The sequence below is a fragment of the Curtobacterium sp. A7_M15 genome (assembly GCF_030705415.1).
GTDB lineage: Bacteria > Actinomycetota > Actinomycetes > Actinomycetales > Microbacteriaceae > Curtobacterium.
In genome coordinates, this window is sequence record NZ_JAUZED010000010.1 from 1 (window position 1) to 15,967 (window position 15,967).

The following is a 15,967-nucleotide window of genomic DNA, read 5'->3' on the forward strand; positions in this document are numbered from 1 at the left end:
GGAACGCGGCGACCTCGGTCGGGTCGACTGGTGCTGTGGTGATCTGCTCGAGCTCGTGCGGTTCGGAGATTTCGTGGTCAACAAATCCGGCACGCCACCGCGCGAACTGTCGCAGGTCCGACCGGTACGCGCGGATGGTGTTCGGCGACAGGGACGCTTCGGCGAAAAGCCGCGGCGACGCACCCACCGGCCCCACCACCGCCGCACCTGCACCAGCCGGCGATCCGTTGCCCGCTGCAGCACGTTGCCGGGCGAACGCCGTCCGGGACCGTTCCGCCGCAGCACGCTGCGCCGCGGTCGCGCTCCGGCTCAGTGATCGAGTAAGGACAGAGGTCCCAGCCGCGTCGAGATCGTGCGAAGACGCGTCGGTCATGACTGCTCCTAATTCACATCCTGGCTACCAGCACTGTACGGACCCCGACCGACGTCACCAGACGACGAGCCGAAGTGCCGGACGGTGACATCCGGGGGCGGTCGATGGGTGTCGTCGTGGGGCGTCTGTAGTGGAATGCTCTGACGTCGTGATCAGACGAGCGCGACCCAGCGACCACCCTGAGGTACAGCAGCACCTCCATGACAATAAAGACGTCACCCGAGAGCGCCTCAACGCGTTCGTCCGCGCCGACGACGCGACGCAGCTGCGCGTCCTGGCCGAACTGCGAGCACGCTCCGCCGACCAGGAAACCACGCTCCTCCTCACTCTCGAGGCAGCCGGCGTTGCCGTCATCGCTGTCATGCTCAGCGTCACCCCACACGACGTGTTCCCCGCACCGCCGAAACCCGAGGAGGGATGGATCAGCTACGTCGTGTTCCTCATTGTCTGCATCACCCTCGGAGCGTTCGCGATGGTGATCCTGCTGCCCTCGATCTGGCATGCAGTCGTCGGCAACCGCAACCACACTCGAGCAGTCGTCTGGCTCGCCGCATACGAGCACGCCCTCCAAGAACGACCGCGGACCTGGCTTGAGCGACGGTCGCGGCGGAACCCGCGGACGAATCGATCCATCGTCTGATGAGCACGAAGGATGGTGGCGATCGCAGTAGCGCTCTCCCCCGCCCGTACAGTGGTTGCTCGTAGGCTGAGCGACCGCGCCGGAGCTTCAGCCCACAGGGACAACGAAAGACCCGCCCCTGCGGCAACAGGAGCGGGTCCGAGTTGGCCCTCCGAGTGGAAAGCCAGGGGCCGTGAGGCGACCCCGAGCGTAGAAACTCGGGTCCAGTGTAAACCGGGTCCGCCCGGATTGCATCCCTGGTGCACCCGCTTCTTGTGTCCGCCGGCGCCGGACCCGCAAGGAGGTGGTGCCCAATGTCGCAAGACGAGGACACCCACCGCAGGCGGCAGATCCCCTGGCTCGGCATCGCGACCCTCGCGATGACCATCGCCAGGTTCCTGCTCGACCTGTGGCGCACACGGTAACCAGGCAAGGAAAGGACGGCCCCCGCACCAACGGTACGGGGGCCGTTCCTTGCCTCGCACGACGCCAAGCGCGATCGACCAACAGTTCTACTCCGGTACAACCCTGAGTCCGGGTCCACGCCTGTCCTCTTGGCTAGGGGCATGAACACGAATGCACGTTGGGCTCTTGCACCCGCCGTCGTTACGCTCGGGGTGGTGCTCGCCGGGTGCAGCTCCACCAGCACGCCGACACCAACCGCCACGCGAACCGTCACCGCAACGGCCTCCAGCGCCGCGACACCGCCAGCGTCAGCTTCGTCGTCGTCGGCCCCGTCCGCGTCGGCGACTGACAACGCCGGTGGGGACACCGGTACGGGCGCCGGTGGACGAGCCCCGGATGAGAACGCGTCCCGCTGTACGACCGACCACCTCAAGGGTGTGTTCGCCGGTCAGGATGCTGGCGCGTCGAACGTCGACGAGGAACTCCAGCTCACCAACACTGGCACAACCGACTGCACCCTGCAGGGCTGGCCTGGTGTCTCCCTCGTCGGCAACAACAACGGTACCCAGATCGGCCAGCCCGCCGAGTTCGACCGCAGCACCGCGCACGAGGTCGTGTCGCTGAAGCCGGGAACCACAGCGGTCGCGCACTTCCATTACGTCCAAGCCGACGCGTTCGATCAGGCGACGTGCAAGCCTGCGACCGGTGACGGGTTCCGCGTGTACCCGCCGGGGTCAACGACGAGCCTGTTCATCGCCGCCACAGGCGTGAAAGGGTGCTCCGCGGGGAGCGAAAAGATCTTCACCGTCGGCGCGTTCCACTGACCATCCGCCTCGGGTTCGCTGCACCTCGTTACGGCGCTAGCGCTCCTTCCAACTTGCCCTACCCGGAGCGCAGAAATGCCGGACGGCGCCCGTAGGTGCCCTCGGCGGCGTCCATCCTCACTTCTTGGTGCTGTCAGAGTGGTTGTGGCTGTTGTCTTCGGGTGCGGCACTCATCATGCGGAGCATCGACCAGGAACCGCTGCGGATGAACACGATCAGCAGGAACGCGGCGATCAGGAGGAACACGATGTTGAGCCAAGTGGTGTAGTTCCAGCTGATCGAGGTCGCCACGATGCTCAGGTGCCGGTTCGTGGGAATCAGGCCCAGTGGGGTGAACAGCAGCTCCACGGCGTAGCCGGCGAGGACCATGGCGCCGTAGAAGATCCCGGTGATCCGGAGCGCTGCTTTCCAGCCGTAGTACTTCCGGTAGATCACGATGATCGGAATGATGATCAGGTCCGCGAAGATGAAGCTGATCACGCCACCGAAGCTGATCCCACCGTTCCACAGCACTGCGGCGAGGGGGACGTTCCCGACGGAGCAGACAAAGCTCACCATCGCCAGGATCGGTCCGATGATCGGGTCGATGATGAACGCCAGCGTGGGATGCCCCTCGAAGAACACCGCCTGCAGCCAGACTTTCGGCACCCACGCGTCGAACGCGCCGGCGATGAGCAGGCCGATGATGATGTCGCGGAGCACGGACGCCCAGTCCATGACGAAGTACTGCGACACGCTCGTCAGCCCCGGCCTTGAGAACAGCCGCCGCCAGAACCCCTGATCGCCCTGCACGGACATGTCCATCGCCGCATGCCCCTCCATCGATCCGGCAAGCCCCTTGTCGGCCTGCTCGCGGGCGGCGTCGAGGATCTTGCCGCGCATCCAAAGCCGGAAGCCAAGGGCGATGAGGATGATCATGATCGGACCGCCGATGAACTCTGCGACGGTGAACTGCCACCCCATCACGAACGCCAGGATCAGGCCCAGTTCGACGACGAGGTTCGTCGACGCGACCTCGAACGCCATCGCAGACGACAGGCTCGCGCCTTTCCGAAACAGGGCCCGTGCAAGTGCGACGGCCGCGTAGGAGCAGGACGACGACAGTGCGCCGAGTCCGGTCGCGACGCTGATCGCGCGAGGCGAGTCGTCGTGCATGAGCTTCGTGATCCGGTCCGTGCGGACGACGGCTTGGATGATGCCGGACAGGGTGAAGCCGAGGATGAGGGGCCAGAGAATCTCCCACCCCATGGAGCCGGCGGCGGCGAGGGCGTCACCGAGCGCGTTGATGACGAACATGTACACCTACTTCGTTGCGGTGCGGGCAGAGTGTCCCGCGGCGTCGTGCGGATGAGGGAGACCGGACCGGTTGCGCGCCGAGGGGGCAGTCGAGCCTGCCTCGGCGCGCGCCGGGTGTCACTTGGATGCGAGCATGTCCTGCATCTGGGCGATCTGCTCGGTCTGGCTCTTCACGATCGATTTCGCCAGTGCGACCGTGTCAGCGTTCTTGCCCTTGGTGACCTCGGTTTTCGCCATGTCGATGGCGCTGGTGTGATGCTGGATCATCTGCTCGAGGTAGAGCTTCCCGGCATCCCGCGGGGACGCGTTCTGAAGGTCCTGCATGGCGGAGTCGGACATCATCCCCGACGTCGAGGAGTGATCCATCCCGGACGTGCTCGGCATCTGGGTCGGCTCGTTCCACGCCGTCAGCCACCCGGTCATAGTCTTGATCTCGGGGTCCTGTTCGATTTCGATCTGCTTCGCCAGCGTCACGACGTCAGCCTTCACGCCGGAGCCCTTCGCGAGGAGCACGTCGCTCATCTCAATGGCTTGCTGGTGGTGCGGCAGCATCTGCTGCGTGAACAGGACGTCCTGATCGTTGTGCGACGCCGCGGACGACGAGGACTGTGACGACGACGTGTCGGAGCGGCTGCCGTTGGTGGTGGAGCAGCCGGCGAGGGTGAGCCCGATGGTGAGGGCTGCGGCGGCCGCGAGGGCGCGCGTGGTGGTGGTCTGCATGGTGGATTCCGTTTCCGTTGATGCGTCAGATGGGTGCGGGCAGGCGGATGCCTGCCCGGGGTCTGGGCATGCGGGTGCTCCCGGAGGGTGGGTGGACCCGCCGGGGTGGAATCAGACTCGGATGATCTGCAACGCCGATAGTGACGGCGGTCGCGGCACCGGGATACGGCGGGCCACGTGGGCTGCGAGGGCGAGCAGCCGGGCGAGGAGGTGCAGCACCCCGCCGCTGCGGGCGCGGAGCAGCACCCACGCGAACAGGACGATCATCAGCATGCACGTCATGTCCATCAAGGAGCACATCAGCGCACACAAGCCGCCGTCGCAGCCGGCATCGGTGAGGACAGCCATCGCCGCAATCGCGGGAACCGCATGTTCGGTGTCATCGGCGGCCGCGGTGTGACCGGTGGCAGCGATGGGACCGGTGGCGGCGGTGGGATGGTGCTCCATCGCGGCGGTAGGAGCGGTCATCGGATGCTCGTGGTCGGCGGCGTGCCCAGCCATGGTGTGCATCAGGACCGTGAACCCGACCAGTAGCAGCAACGCCACCGTCGCCGTGACCTGCAACAGCAGCCGGCGACGCGGAGACGTGGTGATGATCATCTGATTTCAGTGGGTCAGGAAGCGGAGAGCGTCAGCCGTGCGAGGCGACAGGTGACCGTGATGGTACCCCCAAGGGGTACCCGCCGTCCGAGGATCGCGGAAGGCAGCAGCCGGCACAGGTATCGAGATGCGGAAGATCGTCGGTGCGGGCATGGGGCGGTGGGTGCATACTGGTGGGGTCTTCGGACCCGGCAGTGGGGCTTGCCAGACCCAACCTCGACACTCGTCGACAACAGTCCCTATCTCAGCTGGTTGCGCTTTTGCGCGCCTGAGGTAGGGAGAGGTCATGGTCGAGTCGGACACTGCCGGCGTTGTCGTGGTCGGTGTGCAGCCAGGGCAGGGGCCCGACGTCGTCGGTATCGCGGCTGCCGTCGCTGAACAGTTCAGCGCCCGCCTGGTGTGTGTGGTCGCCGATCCGGCGCTGCTAGCCGCGGGGGTGCGTGCGGACGGTTCGGAGATCATCGAACCGATCGACCCGGACACGGCGGACAGCGAGCCGCAGCAGCTCCCCGACGAAGACATGCGGGTCATCAGGGATCTCGCTGCGGCGCGATCAGTCGACGTGGACTTCGTCTCCCGCGTCGGGGATCCGAGTCACGCACTCGCTGCGGTGGCCGAGGAACGTGACGCACTGATGATCGTTGTTGGATCTCAGGCTGGCCGACGCCGGATGGCGGAACTGCTCACCGGTTCCGTCGCGGCGCACCTGACCCAGCAGCAGCACCGGCCGGTGCTGGTCGTCCCGCATCACCCGGTCGGCGTCCCCATGTTCCGGCCGTCGGATGCCCCGTGACGGGCACGCTGATGCTCCTGCGGCATGGGGAAAGCACCGCAAACGAAGCCGGCACCTTCGCCGGTCTCCTCGACGTCCCGCTCACGCCCCACGGTGAACAGCAAGCATCCGCAGCCGGACGGCGCCTCCGGTCTGAGCACATCACGCTGGACGTCGTGGTCACCTCCACATTGCGCCGCGCCGTCCGCACCGCCGAACTGGTCTGCGACGCCCTCGAGACACAGCTGCCTACAGAAGCGGTGTGGCAGCTCAACGAACGCAACTACGGCGCCCTGACCGGGATGACGAAGACCGACGCCCGCCAGACGCTCGGTGACGACGAGTACATGCGGCTCCGCAGGTCCCGTACCGGCACACCGCCACCGATGTCGCTGCTGCTATGGGAGGAACTGCGGTCAAGCTCTGCGCTGCGCGGTCTGCCCAACGGCGGCCTCCGACGCACCGAGGCTCTCTCGGACGTCATTGAGGGGGTCCGCCCCGTCCTGTACGACCGGCTCCTGCCGATGGTGCGGGCAGGACGGAGCGTCCTCGTCGTCGCGCACGGGAACTCGCTCCGCGCACTCTGCGCATGCATCGACGACCTCACCGACTCGGAGCTCGAGCGGCTCAACCTGCCGACCGGGCAACCCGTGCAGTACCACCTCGCTGCCACAGGTGTCCTCGTCCCGCGTGGTGGGGCGTTCCTGGATCCGGTAGCAGCACAGCTTGTCGCGGCGCTGGTCGCGGCAGAAGGCGGAACATGACCACCCGAACGAACACCCCGATGCCCGACGATCAGCTCCCTTCCGACCCGGACGTCGACGTCTCCGACCCCGCAACGATCATGCGGCCGGTGCATCTGCGGAGGCGGTACGTCGGTCTCGTCGCCGTCGGTGGGGCCGCTGGTACTGCCCTCCGTGACGTCATCAGCAGCGTGCTCCCCGCCGATGGCGGGCTGAGTTGGTCGATCTTCTGGATCAACATCATCGGCGCGCTGGCCCTCGGTGTGCTGTTGGAAGCGCTCGCGCACCGCGGGCCCGACGCCGGCCGCCGACGCGTGCTGCGGCTGCTGCTCGGCACCGGGTTCCTCGGCGGGTTAACCACCTACAGCACCCTCGCCGAGTCCACTGCCGCCCTGTTCCTGAACGGGCACGGCCTCGCCGGCACCGGCTACGCGCTCCTAACCGTCTTGTCCGGCGCGATCGCGACCGCGGTCGGTCTCGTGGTCGCCGGCTGGTTCCGCCCCCGAACGGAGGAAGCATGAACGCCGCGCTCATCCTTGCCGTCGCCCTCGGTGGCGGTGTCGGCGCTGCCGGCCGGTTCCACCTCGACGGAGTGATCAACACCGGCCGGGAGTTCCGGCTTCCCGTTGGCACGTTGACGATCAACGTAACCGGGTCGCTGCTGCTGGGGATCATCGTCGGTGCCGCCACCCACCTCGGCGCGGTGCCGGTCGCGGTCCTCGGCACCGGGGTGATGGGCGGCTACACCACGTTCAGCACCGCCAGCTTCGAAACCGTCCGCCTCGCCCGCAGCGGCCGCATCACCGCCGCCGCGATCAACGGGCTCGGGATGCTCGTCGTCTCCGTCGCCGCCGCGACCGCCGGCATCCTCCTCGGCGGCACCCTGTGACCACCCCGCCCACGGACCACACACCCGCTCCTGCACTGGAGGTACCCATGCTGTTCGATGTCACGATCGAGATTCCGTGCGGCAGCGGCAACAAGTACGAGGTCGACCACACCACCGGTCGGATCTGGCTCGACCGGGCGGTGTTCACCAGCATGGTGTTCCCCCAGGACTACGGCTCCATCGACAACACCCTCGGCGACGATGGCGACCCACTCGATGCCCTCGTGCTCCTCCCCCGTCCCACGTTCCCCGGCGTCGTCATCACGGTCCGGCCGGTCGGGATGCTGCGCATGGTCGACGAGAACGGCGGCGACGACAAGATCCTCACCGTCCCGGCTGGCGACGACCGCTTCGCGCAGCTGCAGAACATCACCGATGTGCCGGAGCACACGCTGGCGGAGATCGAGCACTTCTTCGCCCACTACAAGGAGATCGAGCACGGCAAGCACGTCACCACCAACGGGTGGGCCGGTCGTGCTGCTGCCGAAGCCGTCATCCGCATCGCGCAGGAAGCCCACACCCGACACCCGTGACCCACGGTCCCCAAGGCCGCCGCGGGGAGGCACTGGCGCCGAGTGATCGCCAGCAGGTCGTCCCTCCGCTTCCCCGCGGCTCCCCCTGACAACCACACGCCAGCTCGACGCACGACCCGAACCGAACCGAACCGAACCGAACCGAAGGAGCGTCACCATGAACGACTACATCAGCGGCATCCACCACCACGCCGCCCATGAGGGCGAGTACGTCACCCACCACGACCACCCCGTCACCATCGACGCCGTCCACGGCGCCCGCATCCTCGACTCCCGCGGCTACCCGACCGTCCGCGTCTCCCTCGAGCTCGACGACGGCCGCACCGTCACCGGCGACGCCCCCGCGGGCGCATCCACCGGCGCCCACGAAGCCGTCGAGCTCCGCGACGGCGGTTCCGCGTTCGGTGGCCGCGACGTCACCCAGGCGCTCCACCTGATCAACACCGACATCTCAGGCCTCCTCACCGGCCGGTCCTGGTCTGCGATCGGGCAGGTCGACGCCGCCCTCGCCGACCTCGACGGCACCACCGGGTACCGCCGGCTCGGCGCGAACAGTGTCGTCGCCACCTCGATCGCCGTGTCCCGGGCTCTCGCCCACGCCGCGGACCGGTCGCTCTGGCAGTGGATCGCTGAGATCACCGGCTCGACGCCGCGGATGCCGGTTCCGCACTTCAACGTCCTCAACGGCGGCGCGCACGCAGCGAACAAGCTGGACTTCCAAGAGTTCATGATCGCCCCCGTCGCGGCGGCGTCGATGGCCGACGCCGTCCGCATCGGCGCAGACGTCTACCACGCTCTCGCGGCCCTGGTGCGGGACCGGTTCGGCAGCCTCGGCCTCGGCGACGAGGGCGGCTTCGCCCCTTCGATCGCCGCCCCCGAGGAAGCACTCGACCTGCTCGTCACCGCGATCCGCGCCGCCGGCTACGAGCCGGGCGTCGACCAGGTGGCGATCGCCCTCGACCCGGCCGCGAACGAGTTCTACCAGGGCGCCGGCTCCTACCGGATGCTCGACGACAGCCTCGACCGGGACGGGCTGGACGATTACTACCGGAACCTGGTCGACACGTATCCGATCCGCAGCATCGAAGACGGGTTCGCTGAGGACGACCATGACGGGTTCCGCCGCATGCAGGCAGGGCTCGGCGACCGGATCCAGATCGTCGGCGACGACCTCTACGTCACCGACCCACAGCGGATCCGTGCGGGCGGCGAGCAGCAGCTGACGAACGCGGCTCTGATTAAGCCGAATCAGATCGGCACCGTGTCCCAGACCCTCGGCGCGATCGCCACCGCCACCAGCATCGGGATGGCCACCATGGTGTCGCACCGTTCCGGGGAGACCACGGACACGTTCATCGCGGACCTCGTCGTCGGAACCGGCACCGGGCAGATCAAGTCCGGCGCACTCGCCCGCGGGGAACGCGTCGCGAAGTACAACCGGCTCACGGAGATCGCCGGGCAGCACCCGGAGCTGGCCTACGGACTGATCTGACCACCGGCACTGAGCTGCGAGCGGTGTCCAGGAACGCTGTGACGGCAGGCCCCGGGCGGCCTGACCAGATCGCACGAAGCGACCGGATCAGTGGCGGGCCGAGCAGCGGCACCCGCACGAGGGCGCCGTCGGCGAGGTCACTGCTGACGGTGCGGAGACTCATCACCGCGGGCGCGATGCCCGCTCCAGCGTTGGCGCGGATGATGCCCGTCGTTTCCAGCACCGCCGCCGGCGGGGCCAGGGTCAGACCCGCGTCGTCGAGCCACGCCTCGACCGTGGCGCGGGTGCCGGACCCCTCCTCCCGGAGCAGCAGCGGCGTCTCCGCGAGCTCATCCGCGGTGATGCCCGAAGCGCTTACCCACGGATGGAGCGGGGCGACGACGACCACGAGCTCGTCCTCATCGACCACCAACGATGAGAGGCCCGTCGGCGCAGCCGGGGTCTCCGTGAACCCGACGTCGGCGCCGCCGGAACGCACGAGATCGATCACCGCAGCGGAGTTCCCCGCGATCAACCGCACCGAGGCCTCGGGTGTAAGGGCCCGGTGGGCGAGCAACCATCCGGGGAGCAGGAGTTCGGCGATCGTCTGCGACGCTGCAACGACGAGGGATCCCGCGGGTTCTCGAAGCGCGGCGACGCCGGCTTCGAGCCGCCGGGAGGCCTCCAACACCGGGACGGCCAGACCGAGCACCACGCGGCCGGCGTCAGTCAGCACTGTCCCGGACGCGGTCCGGTGCGCCAGCAGTTGACCGATCGCCTGCTCCGCGGCACGCAAGCGGGCAGACACCGCCTGCTGTGTCACTCCCAACGCGTTGGCCGCGCGGGTCAACGAACCGGTCTCCGCGACGCGGACGAGGACCTCGAGGGTGTCGAGGTCCAGAGTCCGGTCCGTCAGCCGCCGTGGTGCCACAAATGATCATTGTGCCCTGCCAACGAATCCGCCGTTCCCGAACCACGGGGCACACGCGCACGCTGGGTGCATGTCCGCTCACCTCGCCCACGCACCCGCGACGTCCGAGCACGGTGTGCGCGACCGGCGGCTGTTCCGGGAGCTGGAGCGGCCCGGTCTGATCGTGTCGAACCTGACCCCGAACTGGTTCGCGTCGATCATGGGCACCGGGATCGTCGCCGTCGCAGCCGCCTCACTGCCGCTGCAGTTCCCCGGCCTGCGCACCGCGGCGACGATCGTGTGGGCGATCGCCGCGGTCCTGCTCGTCGCCCTCACCATCGCGGCAGTGCTGCACTGGGTCCGCTACCGGAGCACCGCAGCGAAGCACCACCTGCACCCGGTGATCTCGCACTTCTACGGCGCACCGCCGATGGCGTTCCTCACCGTCGGCGCCGGCACGATCCTGCTCGGGAAGGACTGGATCGGCCTGTCCACCGCGGTCACCGTCGACTGGGTCCTCTGGAGCATCGGCACCCTCGGCGGCCTCGTCACCGCGGTCCTGGTACCGTACCTGGCGTTCACCCGCCACGAGAACACGCCCGACTCCGCGTTCGGGGGTTGGTTGATGCCGATCGTTCCGCCGATGGTGTCCGCCTCCACCGGCGCGCTCCTCCTGCCGTATGCCCCCGCGGGGCAGGCGCGCGAGACCCTCCTGTGGTCCTGCTACGGCTTCTTCGGCCTCAGCCTCATCACGTCCCTGGTCGTGATTACGCTGATCTGGAACCGACTCGCGCAGCACAAGGTCGGTGCCGCGGGCATGGTCCCGACCCTGTGGATCGTCCTCGGACCGGTCGGACAGTCCATCACCGCAGTGAACCTCCTCGCCTCGAACGCGCCGACCGTGGTTGATGCGTCGACCGCCCACGAGCTCCTCGACGGCGCGCTCGTGTACGGGTTCGCGATGCTCGGCTTCGCGCTGCTGTGGACCGTCATCGCCCTCGCCATCACCATCCGCACCGCCCGAGAACACCTGCCGTTCAGCCTGACGTGGTGGTCATTCACGTTCCCCGTCGGCACCTGCGTCACCGGCCTGAACGGCCTCGCCCTGCACTCCGGACTCACCGTCATCGCCGTCCTCGCCGTCGTCTACTACACCGGTCTCGTCGCCGCATGGCTCATCGTCGCCGTCCGCACCTTCCACGGCTCCGTCATCCGCGGCACACTCCTCGCACCACCACAGCCGGCATGAGCACCCCCGGCGAGCTCGCGGACGAGGTCGCGGACGTTCGATCGCTGAACGCCCTCGCGGAGACATGGCGCACCGCACCTGACGGTTCACGACGGTTCGTCCCGAATTTTGACCCACGATCCGGCGGCACGTCCAGCCGAGTGCTGGTCCTCATGCAGTCACCCGGCCCGCAGACCATCGCCGCAGCGCATACAGCGATCTGCAGCGAGGACAACCGTGGGCCGACTTCGGCCGCGTTCCGCGCGGCCCGCGTCGAGTCCGGACTTGCACGCAACGAGTACCTCCGCTGGAACCTCATCCCCTGGGCTCCCAGCTCCACACCAACACGTCGGCAAGACATCGAAGACGGACGAGCCGCTCTGGCCGTGCTGCTTGAGCACCTCCCTGGGCTGAACGTCATTGTCACCTACGGCACCACCGCACTGGACGGGGTCATGCGACACCTCACGCTCGCCGAGCGCGCTCATCTCGTCCCCGTCATCGCGGCACCACACCCATCACCAGCAAACGGGCACCACCGCGCCGAACAACACGCCCGCTCAGTCCAGGCCCTCCGCCTCGCGGCCGAGCACGTGCAGCAGCATCCGCACCCCGGGAACTAACACCCACCCCTCCCCCCCCCCCCCCGCGGGTCGAGTCGTACGGAGCACTAGGACGGGATCCCGAAAGCCGGTAGGCGTCTCCGACATCCGTTCCGATAATAGTTCTTCTCGGAACGTTTCAGCGGTCATGGAAGCGGCAGCGGCGTCCGGTTGCAGTGATCCGCACATGCCGTTCTCCCTGAGCCATCGTCCCCGGGCATCGGTGCGCGCGTAGTCGATGCCGCCGCGCGGACGGCTCCGGAGGACCGGTACCGCCCACGCGGCGGCGTCACCAGCGTTTGCGTCCGACGCTCAGGTGCGGAACGCTACCGCCGAGCGTCCCCTGGCTTGGGCTTTGTCAGTGCCGCAGCCAATCCCCCGCCGATCAGGATCAGGCCAACGACTCCGAGAAGGATTTCCGGAGTGCTGGTGATGTCGTCCGGGAGTCCGTGGTCGTCGAACCAGACTCCCACGACGGCGCCCTCAACATAGGTGATGACGAGGACCGCGATACCGAGAAGGACGGTGATCCAGGACCAAATTCGTTGCATGATGTCTCCGTCAGTTGCAGCGGTGGCTGGTGTAGGCGTCGAGCCGTCCCCGGTGCAGACTGGTGTCAAGGTTGTACGAGTCTTTCCAGAACTGTGCGCCCAGATCGAGGTGGCACCACAACTGCAGCTTCATGTCGTTCGTGTTCGCACGGGACTTGTGGTCAGGGGTTTTGGACAGCACCTCGCTCCAGTGTGCGTCCCAGGTCAGTTCCCCGGCCCACACTCGACCCCAGCTGGTAGGGAACACCATCAGCCGCGGGTCGTTCTTGTAGGCATAGGACCACTGCACCTTCTTGACGAGCGCCTTTCCGAACCAGGGATCGGCGACCACGGGGAATGCTTGAGTTTCGCTGAAGTCGACGATCTGAGTGACGGTCGTGCCCGACAGTTCGTAGTGCGTCGGCACGGGAACGCCGTTGGCGTCGACCGCCCATGCTGGCGACATGGCCCCGACAAGTCCGCCCGACGAATCAGTGATGACGATGGAGCCGTCGTCCTGCGTTGCGGCTGTCGCGCCAGCAGGAAGGCTCATCGAGTACGAGTACGCAGACGGAGCCGAAGCGTCACTGATCACGGTGTTCAGCTGAAGCGACGTGTCCGCTTTCAGGACCGCGAGGGTGCTCGAGCCGTTGTTGTTGCGATACGAGACCACGCCAGGCGCCTCAACGGTGGCGTTGGATGCGGTTTGCGCGAATGGGAGCGCCAGCGAAACCGTCGACGCGGGAATCGTCGTTGTGTCGCCGGTATCTGGATCCGTGGTGCTCTGCGCGTCAGAGGCGACCGTGACGCCGCCGCTGGGGGTGTTTGCGATGGTCGCAGCTCCGGCTACTGCATCGCCGACAGTTGTGGATGCCGCGAAGGTGGAGGTTGTTGCAGCATCCGTGGCGAGGTTCTCGAACCCCTCGGGGTTGGCTCGCTCGACGGCTTGCAGCGCCGCCGACGGTGTGCCGTGGTTCAGTCCGAACTCGTAGTGAGTGTCTACGCCGACGTTGCCGGCGTAGTTCGACGTTGCCGTGATGTCGTACCAGCCATCGACAGCGGGCACGGTCGCGGTGTAGGTGGTGTCGGTAGTGCTCGAGAGCATCGTTTCAACGGTGTTCTCTCCGTTGATCGTGACGTCAAGGGTGCCGCTGTCGTCGCCGGTTGCTGCCATGTGGACAGTACAAGCGATATTGCTGTTCGGAAGAGCATTCGTCCAACTCCCAGCAGCGTACGGCTGAGGGCAGCTGATCGTCGGCGCAGCCGGATTGATGTACCAGCCCTGCACATCGACGACGTAGTTCGTGGCCTCGGCCGCATTGCGGAGTGCGATCTTCCCGTTCGCACCAAGCGGCACGGTGATGGTGTTGGTCTGAATCTCGTTCGGTTGGAAGTTCACCGCAGTGATACCCGGGTCGGTCTTCCCGTCCGCGTACACGTCCGCGTAGCCGGCGCTGCCGCCATGCGCGACGATCAACGTCAACGTGACAGCGGTGATGCCGGACCCCATGACCGGGACGCCGGCGGTGCCGGCGATCTGGATGGACCGGGTCTCGTTCTTCGCCAGCGCGGTGTTCCCAGTCGCTCGCGAGTCGTACGCACGCCCATACGACGGCGTGAACACAGCACCACCCTTGCCTGCGGCGGTGAAGTAGCCCTGCAGGTCGACCAGCAGGTTCGTGGTCGTCGACGAGTTCGCGATCGTGATCTTCCCGGCAGCGGACAGCGGCACCTGCGCCTGCACCGATGTCGTCTCGGACGGGGCGTAGTGCAGCGAGTTCTGCGGCTTCGTTCCACCGGTCGCGTACGGGGTGAGGTACCCGTCCGCGTCGGTCGAGTTCACTGCGATCAGGTTCACCACCGCAGCAGAGGCCCCAGCGGGCACGCCGTTCGCGCCGGTGATCTGCACGTCGATGCTCTTGCCCGGTGCGATCGCCGCCTTCGCAGCACCCATTCCGGAGCGGGTGTCAACAAGTCGCTTCGCGACCGGGACGAAGCCGCCGGCAGCGGTGCCGTCCGTGTTGGCCGTGTAGTAGCCCTGTACGTCCAGGATCAGGCGGCTAGCGGTCTCGGTCATGACCTGGATCGTGCCATCCGCACCGACCGCAATCGTGGCGCTGTTGGAGGTGTACTCGCCCGAGACGCCGTTGTAGATCAGCATCGTCGTTCGGCCAGTGTCCGCGTCGGGACGACCGAAGAGGGTGCCGTACCCGGTGGACGCGCCGACCGTTGCGTTCAGCGACACCGCCCCGACGGAACCGTCATCAGGCAGGCCAGCGAGACCGGCGACCTTGATGGTGCGGTACTTCCCCGCCTCCATCGGCGTGCTGAACCCGCCCGTCCCCGCCTTCGTGTCAAGGATCCGGCCCGTGGCCGACACGAACACACCGCCGGTGCCAGTGTTGTTCAGCGCGTGCGCTGGCGTGGCCACCAGCAGAGAACCAATCAATGCCAGCGCAGCGAGGATGGCGGCAGCAAGGCTACGCTTCCTCGTGCGCGGAGCGTGCAGCAACGAGCGCACGAAACCCCCTACGTCAAACCGACAGCACGAGCTGCTGTCAGCGTCCGCAGCATAAGAGAAAGCTGAGACAGGCTGCGTGACACCCGTCCGAGGGTCAGGGTCAAAATCCCAGTTCAGACCAGGTGGTACGGAAATGGGCTTAACGACCCTTCAGAAATCATGATGCTGAAAGTGGGGCTGGGTCTCCAAACAGGACGCTCCGAACAGCTAAGCGGACATCACTGCCGACGTCGTGACGATGCCACCCGATGAGCCCGGTAGCCGATCCCTCACCGGGCCTGCGGTCGTCTCCGAATCCGGATTTCGCGCGCCGGAAAACGAGAGATCGCCGTCCGACCTCAGGTCGTCGTCTCTATAGCTCCGCCTCAGCTCGCAGGATCCTCGGACAGCAGGACTCAACGTCGGCGCTCGGCGAGAATCTGCGCCTGTATTGGGGGCAGCTCAAGGACCAGGTGTGTGGGAACCTTCCGAAGTGATGATGCGTGTCTTGCTCCCGGGTGTAGCCATGGCCTGTGCAATTCTCTTGACGTCTTGCTCCACTCCTAGCGGCGCTGATGACGCTGCAGTCGGACGATGGACCAGCAAGCAGGACGCGATGGTGAAGAACGATCCGAGCGCCATCTCCGTGCTGTACGCGCTCGTTGATCGCCACAGCCCAAAGGGAAGCGTGATCAAGACCACGTTCAAGTCGCCGATCACCATCGATCACCTCGAGCTGTCTTGCTACGGCAGCGGAACGCTTGATGGCTCGTTGACTGTCAACGCGACGAACAGCTCTTCGTCCGTTGACTACCCCGACCTGCAGTGCGGCGCACACTCGCAGTCGCTGCAGCTCGCGAAGGACGCCCTGAAGAACGTGAAAGAGCTGAGCTTCTCTGCAACAGACAGCTCGCAAACCAGCGCCTGGCAGCTCATCGCTCGCGACTAGGGA

The 15,967-nt window shown here is 66.9% G+C and carries 18 protein-coding genes; 11 read left to right on the top strand and 7 right to left on the bottom strand.

Annotation, left to right across the window (positions count from 1 at the left end):
• Positions 1–373: site-specific integrase (locus Q7F20_RS18670; protein ID WP_370871608.1), on the bottom strand; the 373-nt coding region annotated here is incomplete at its 3' end.
• A gap of 148 nt (positions 374–521) precedes the next feature.
• On the opposite strand from Q7F20_RS18670, the gene Q7F20_RS03425 reads away from it, so the two are divergent.
• Positions 522–1,013, top strand: a complete 492-nt coding sequence (locus Q7F20_RS03425; RefSeq protein ID WP_305738710.1) for a hypothetical protein — start codon at positions 522–524, stop codon at positions 1,011–1,013.
• A gap of 545 nt (positions 1,014–1,558) precedes the next feature.
• Entirely contained in the window at positions 1,559–2,221 is a 663-nt protein-coding gene (locus Q7F20_RS03430; protein WP_305738711.1) for a DUF4232 domain-containing protein, read from the top strand.
• A 117-nt stretch (positions 2,222–2,338) separates the two neighbouring features.
• On the opposite strand, the gene Q7F20_RS03435 is transcribed toward Q7F20_RS03430, so the two are convergent.
• The 3 genes from Q7F20_RS03435 to Q7F20_RS03445 all read right to left on the bottom strand — a co-directional run bounded on the left by Q7F20_RS03435 (position 2,339) and on the right by Q7F20_RS03445 (position 4,837).
• Positions 2,339–3,517: a permease gene (locus Q7F20_RS03435; RefSeq protein ID WP_305738712.1), complete on the bottom strand. Its 1,179-nt coding sequence runs from the start codon at positions 3,515–3,517 to the stop codon at positions 2,339–2,341.
• A 117-nt stretch (positions 3,518–3,634) separates the two neighbouring features.
• Positions 3,635–4,237 (bottom strand): DUF305 domain-containing protein, encoded by a 603-nt coding sequence (locus Q7F20_RS03440; protein ID WP_305738713.1) that lies wholly within the window; start codon positions 4,235–4,237, stop codon positions 3,635–3,637.
• Between the two features lie 111 nt (positions 4,238–4,348).
• A complete protein-coding gene (locus Q7F20_RS03445) occupies positions 4,349–4,837 on the bottom strand; it encodes a hypothetical protein (protein WP_305738714.1) in 489 nt (162 codons plus the stop codon).
• Positions 4,838–5,123: 286 nt separating this feature from the next.
• Between Q7F20_RS03445 and Q7F20_RS03450 the strand changes: the two genes are divergently transcribed.
• From Q7F20_RS03450 to eno, 6 genes are all read left to right on the top strand, one after another.
• Positions 5,124–5,630 carry a universal stress protein gene (locus Q7F20_RS03450; RefSeq protein WP_305738715.1) on the top strand — a complete coding sequence of 169 codons (507 nt, stop codon included), beginning with the start codon at positions 5,124–5,126 and terminating at the stop codon, positions 5,628–5,630.
• An 11-nt stretch (positions 5,631–5,641) separates the two neighbouring features.
• Positions 5,642–6,373 carry a 2,3-diphosphoglycerate-dependent phosphoglycerate mutase gene (locus Q7F20_RS03455; protein ID WP_305738762.1) on the top strand — a complete coding sequence of 244 codons (732 nt, stop codon included), beginning with the start codon at positions 5,642–5,644 and terminating at the stop codon, positions 6,371–6,373.
• Entirely contained in the window at positions 6,370–6,873 is a 504-nt protein-coding gene (locus Q7F20_RS03460) for a CrcB family protein (RefSeq protein ID WP_305738716.1), read from the top strand. The genes Q7F20_RS03455 and Q7F20_RS03460 overlap by 4 nt, the downstream gene beginning before the upstream one ends.
• A complete protein-coding gene (locus Q7F20_RS03465; protein ID WP_305738717.1) occupies positions 6,870–7,241 on the top strand; it encodes a CrcB family protein in 372 nt (123 codons plus the stop codon). Before Q7F20_RS03460 ends, Q7F20_RS03465 begins: the two co-directional genes overlap by 4 nt.
• Positions 7,242–7,288: 47 nt before the next feature.
• Positions 7,289–7,774, top strand: coding sequence for an inorganic diphosphatase (locus tag Q7F20_RS03470; RefSeq protein WP_305738718.1), 486 nt, complete (start codon positions 7,289–7,291; stop codon positions 7,772–7,774).
• Between the two features lie 157 nt (positions 7,775–7,931).
• Complete coding sequence (gene eno, locus Q7F20_RS03475) at positions 7,932–9,266, top strand: phosphopyruvate hydratase (RefSeq protein ID WP_305738719.1); 1,335 nt, start codon at positions 7,932–7,934, stop codon at positions 9,264–9,266.
• Here the strand turns inward: eno and Q7F20_RS03480 are convergent.
• A complete protein-coding gene (locus tag Q7F20_RS03480) occupies positions 9,217–10,095 on the bottom strand; it encodes a LysR family transcriptional regulator (protein WP_305738720.1) in 879 nt (292 codons plus the stop codon). The genes eno and Q7F20_RS03480 overlap by 50 nt on opposite strands.
• A gap of 151 nt (positions 10,096–10,246) precedes the next feature.
• On the opposite strand from Q7F20_RS03480, the gene Q7F20_RS03485 reads away from it, so the two are divergent.
• Positions 10,247–11,404 (top strand): TDT family transporter, encoded by a 1,158-nt coding sequence (locus Q7F20_RS03485; RefSeq protein ID WP_305738721.1) that lies wholly within the window; start codon positions 10,247–10,249, stop codon positions 11,402–11,404.
• Positions 11,401–12,006, top strand: coding sequence for a uracil-DNA glycosylase family protein (locus Q7F20_RS03490; RefSeq protein WP_305738722.1), 606 nt, complete (start codon positions 11,401–11,403; stop codon positions 12,004–12,006). The genes Q7F20_RS03485 and Q7F20_RS03490 overlap by 4 nt, the downstream gene beginning before the upstream one ends.
• A gap of 305 nt (positions 12,007–12,311) precedes the next feature.
• On the opposite strand, the gene Q7F20_RS03495 is transcribed toward Q7F20_RS03490, so the two are convergent.
• Both Q7F20_RS03495 and Q7F20_RS03500 read right to left on the bottom strand, forming a co-directional pair.
• On the bottom strand, positions 12,312–12,536 hold the full coding sequence (locus tag Q7F20_RS03495; RefSeq protein WP_305738723.1) for a hypothetical protein: 225 nt from the start codon (positions 12,534–12,536) through the stop codon (positions 12,312–12,314).
• Between the two features lie 10 nt (positions 12,537–12,546).
• Entirely contained in the window at positions 12,547–15,036 is a 2,490-nt protein-coding gene (locus Q7F20_RS03500; protein WP_305738724.1) for a DUF2599 domain-containing protein, read from the bottom strand.
• A gap of 595 nt (positions 15,037–15,631) precedes the next feature.
• On the opposite strand from Q7F20_RS03500, the gene Q7F20_RS03505 reads away from it, so the two are divergent.
• Positions 15,632–15,964, top strand: coding sequence for a hypothetical protein (locus Q7F20_RS03505; RefSeq protein WP_305738725.1), 333 nt, complete (start codon positions 15,632–15,634; stop codon positions 15,962–15,964).
• Positions 15,965–15,967: the final 3 nt, after the last annotated feature.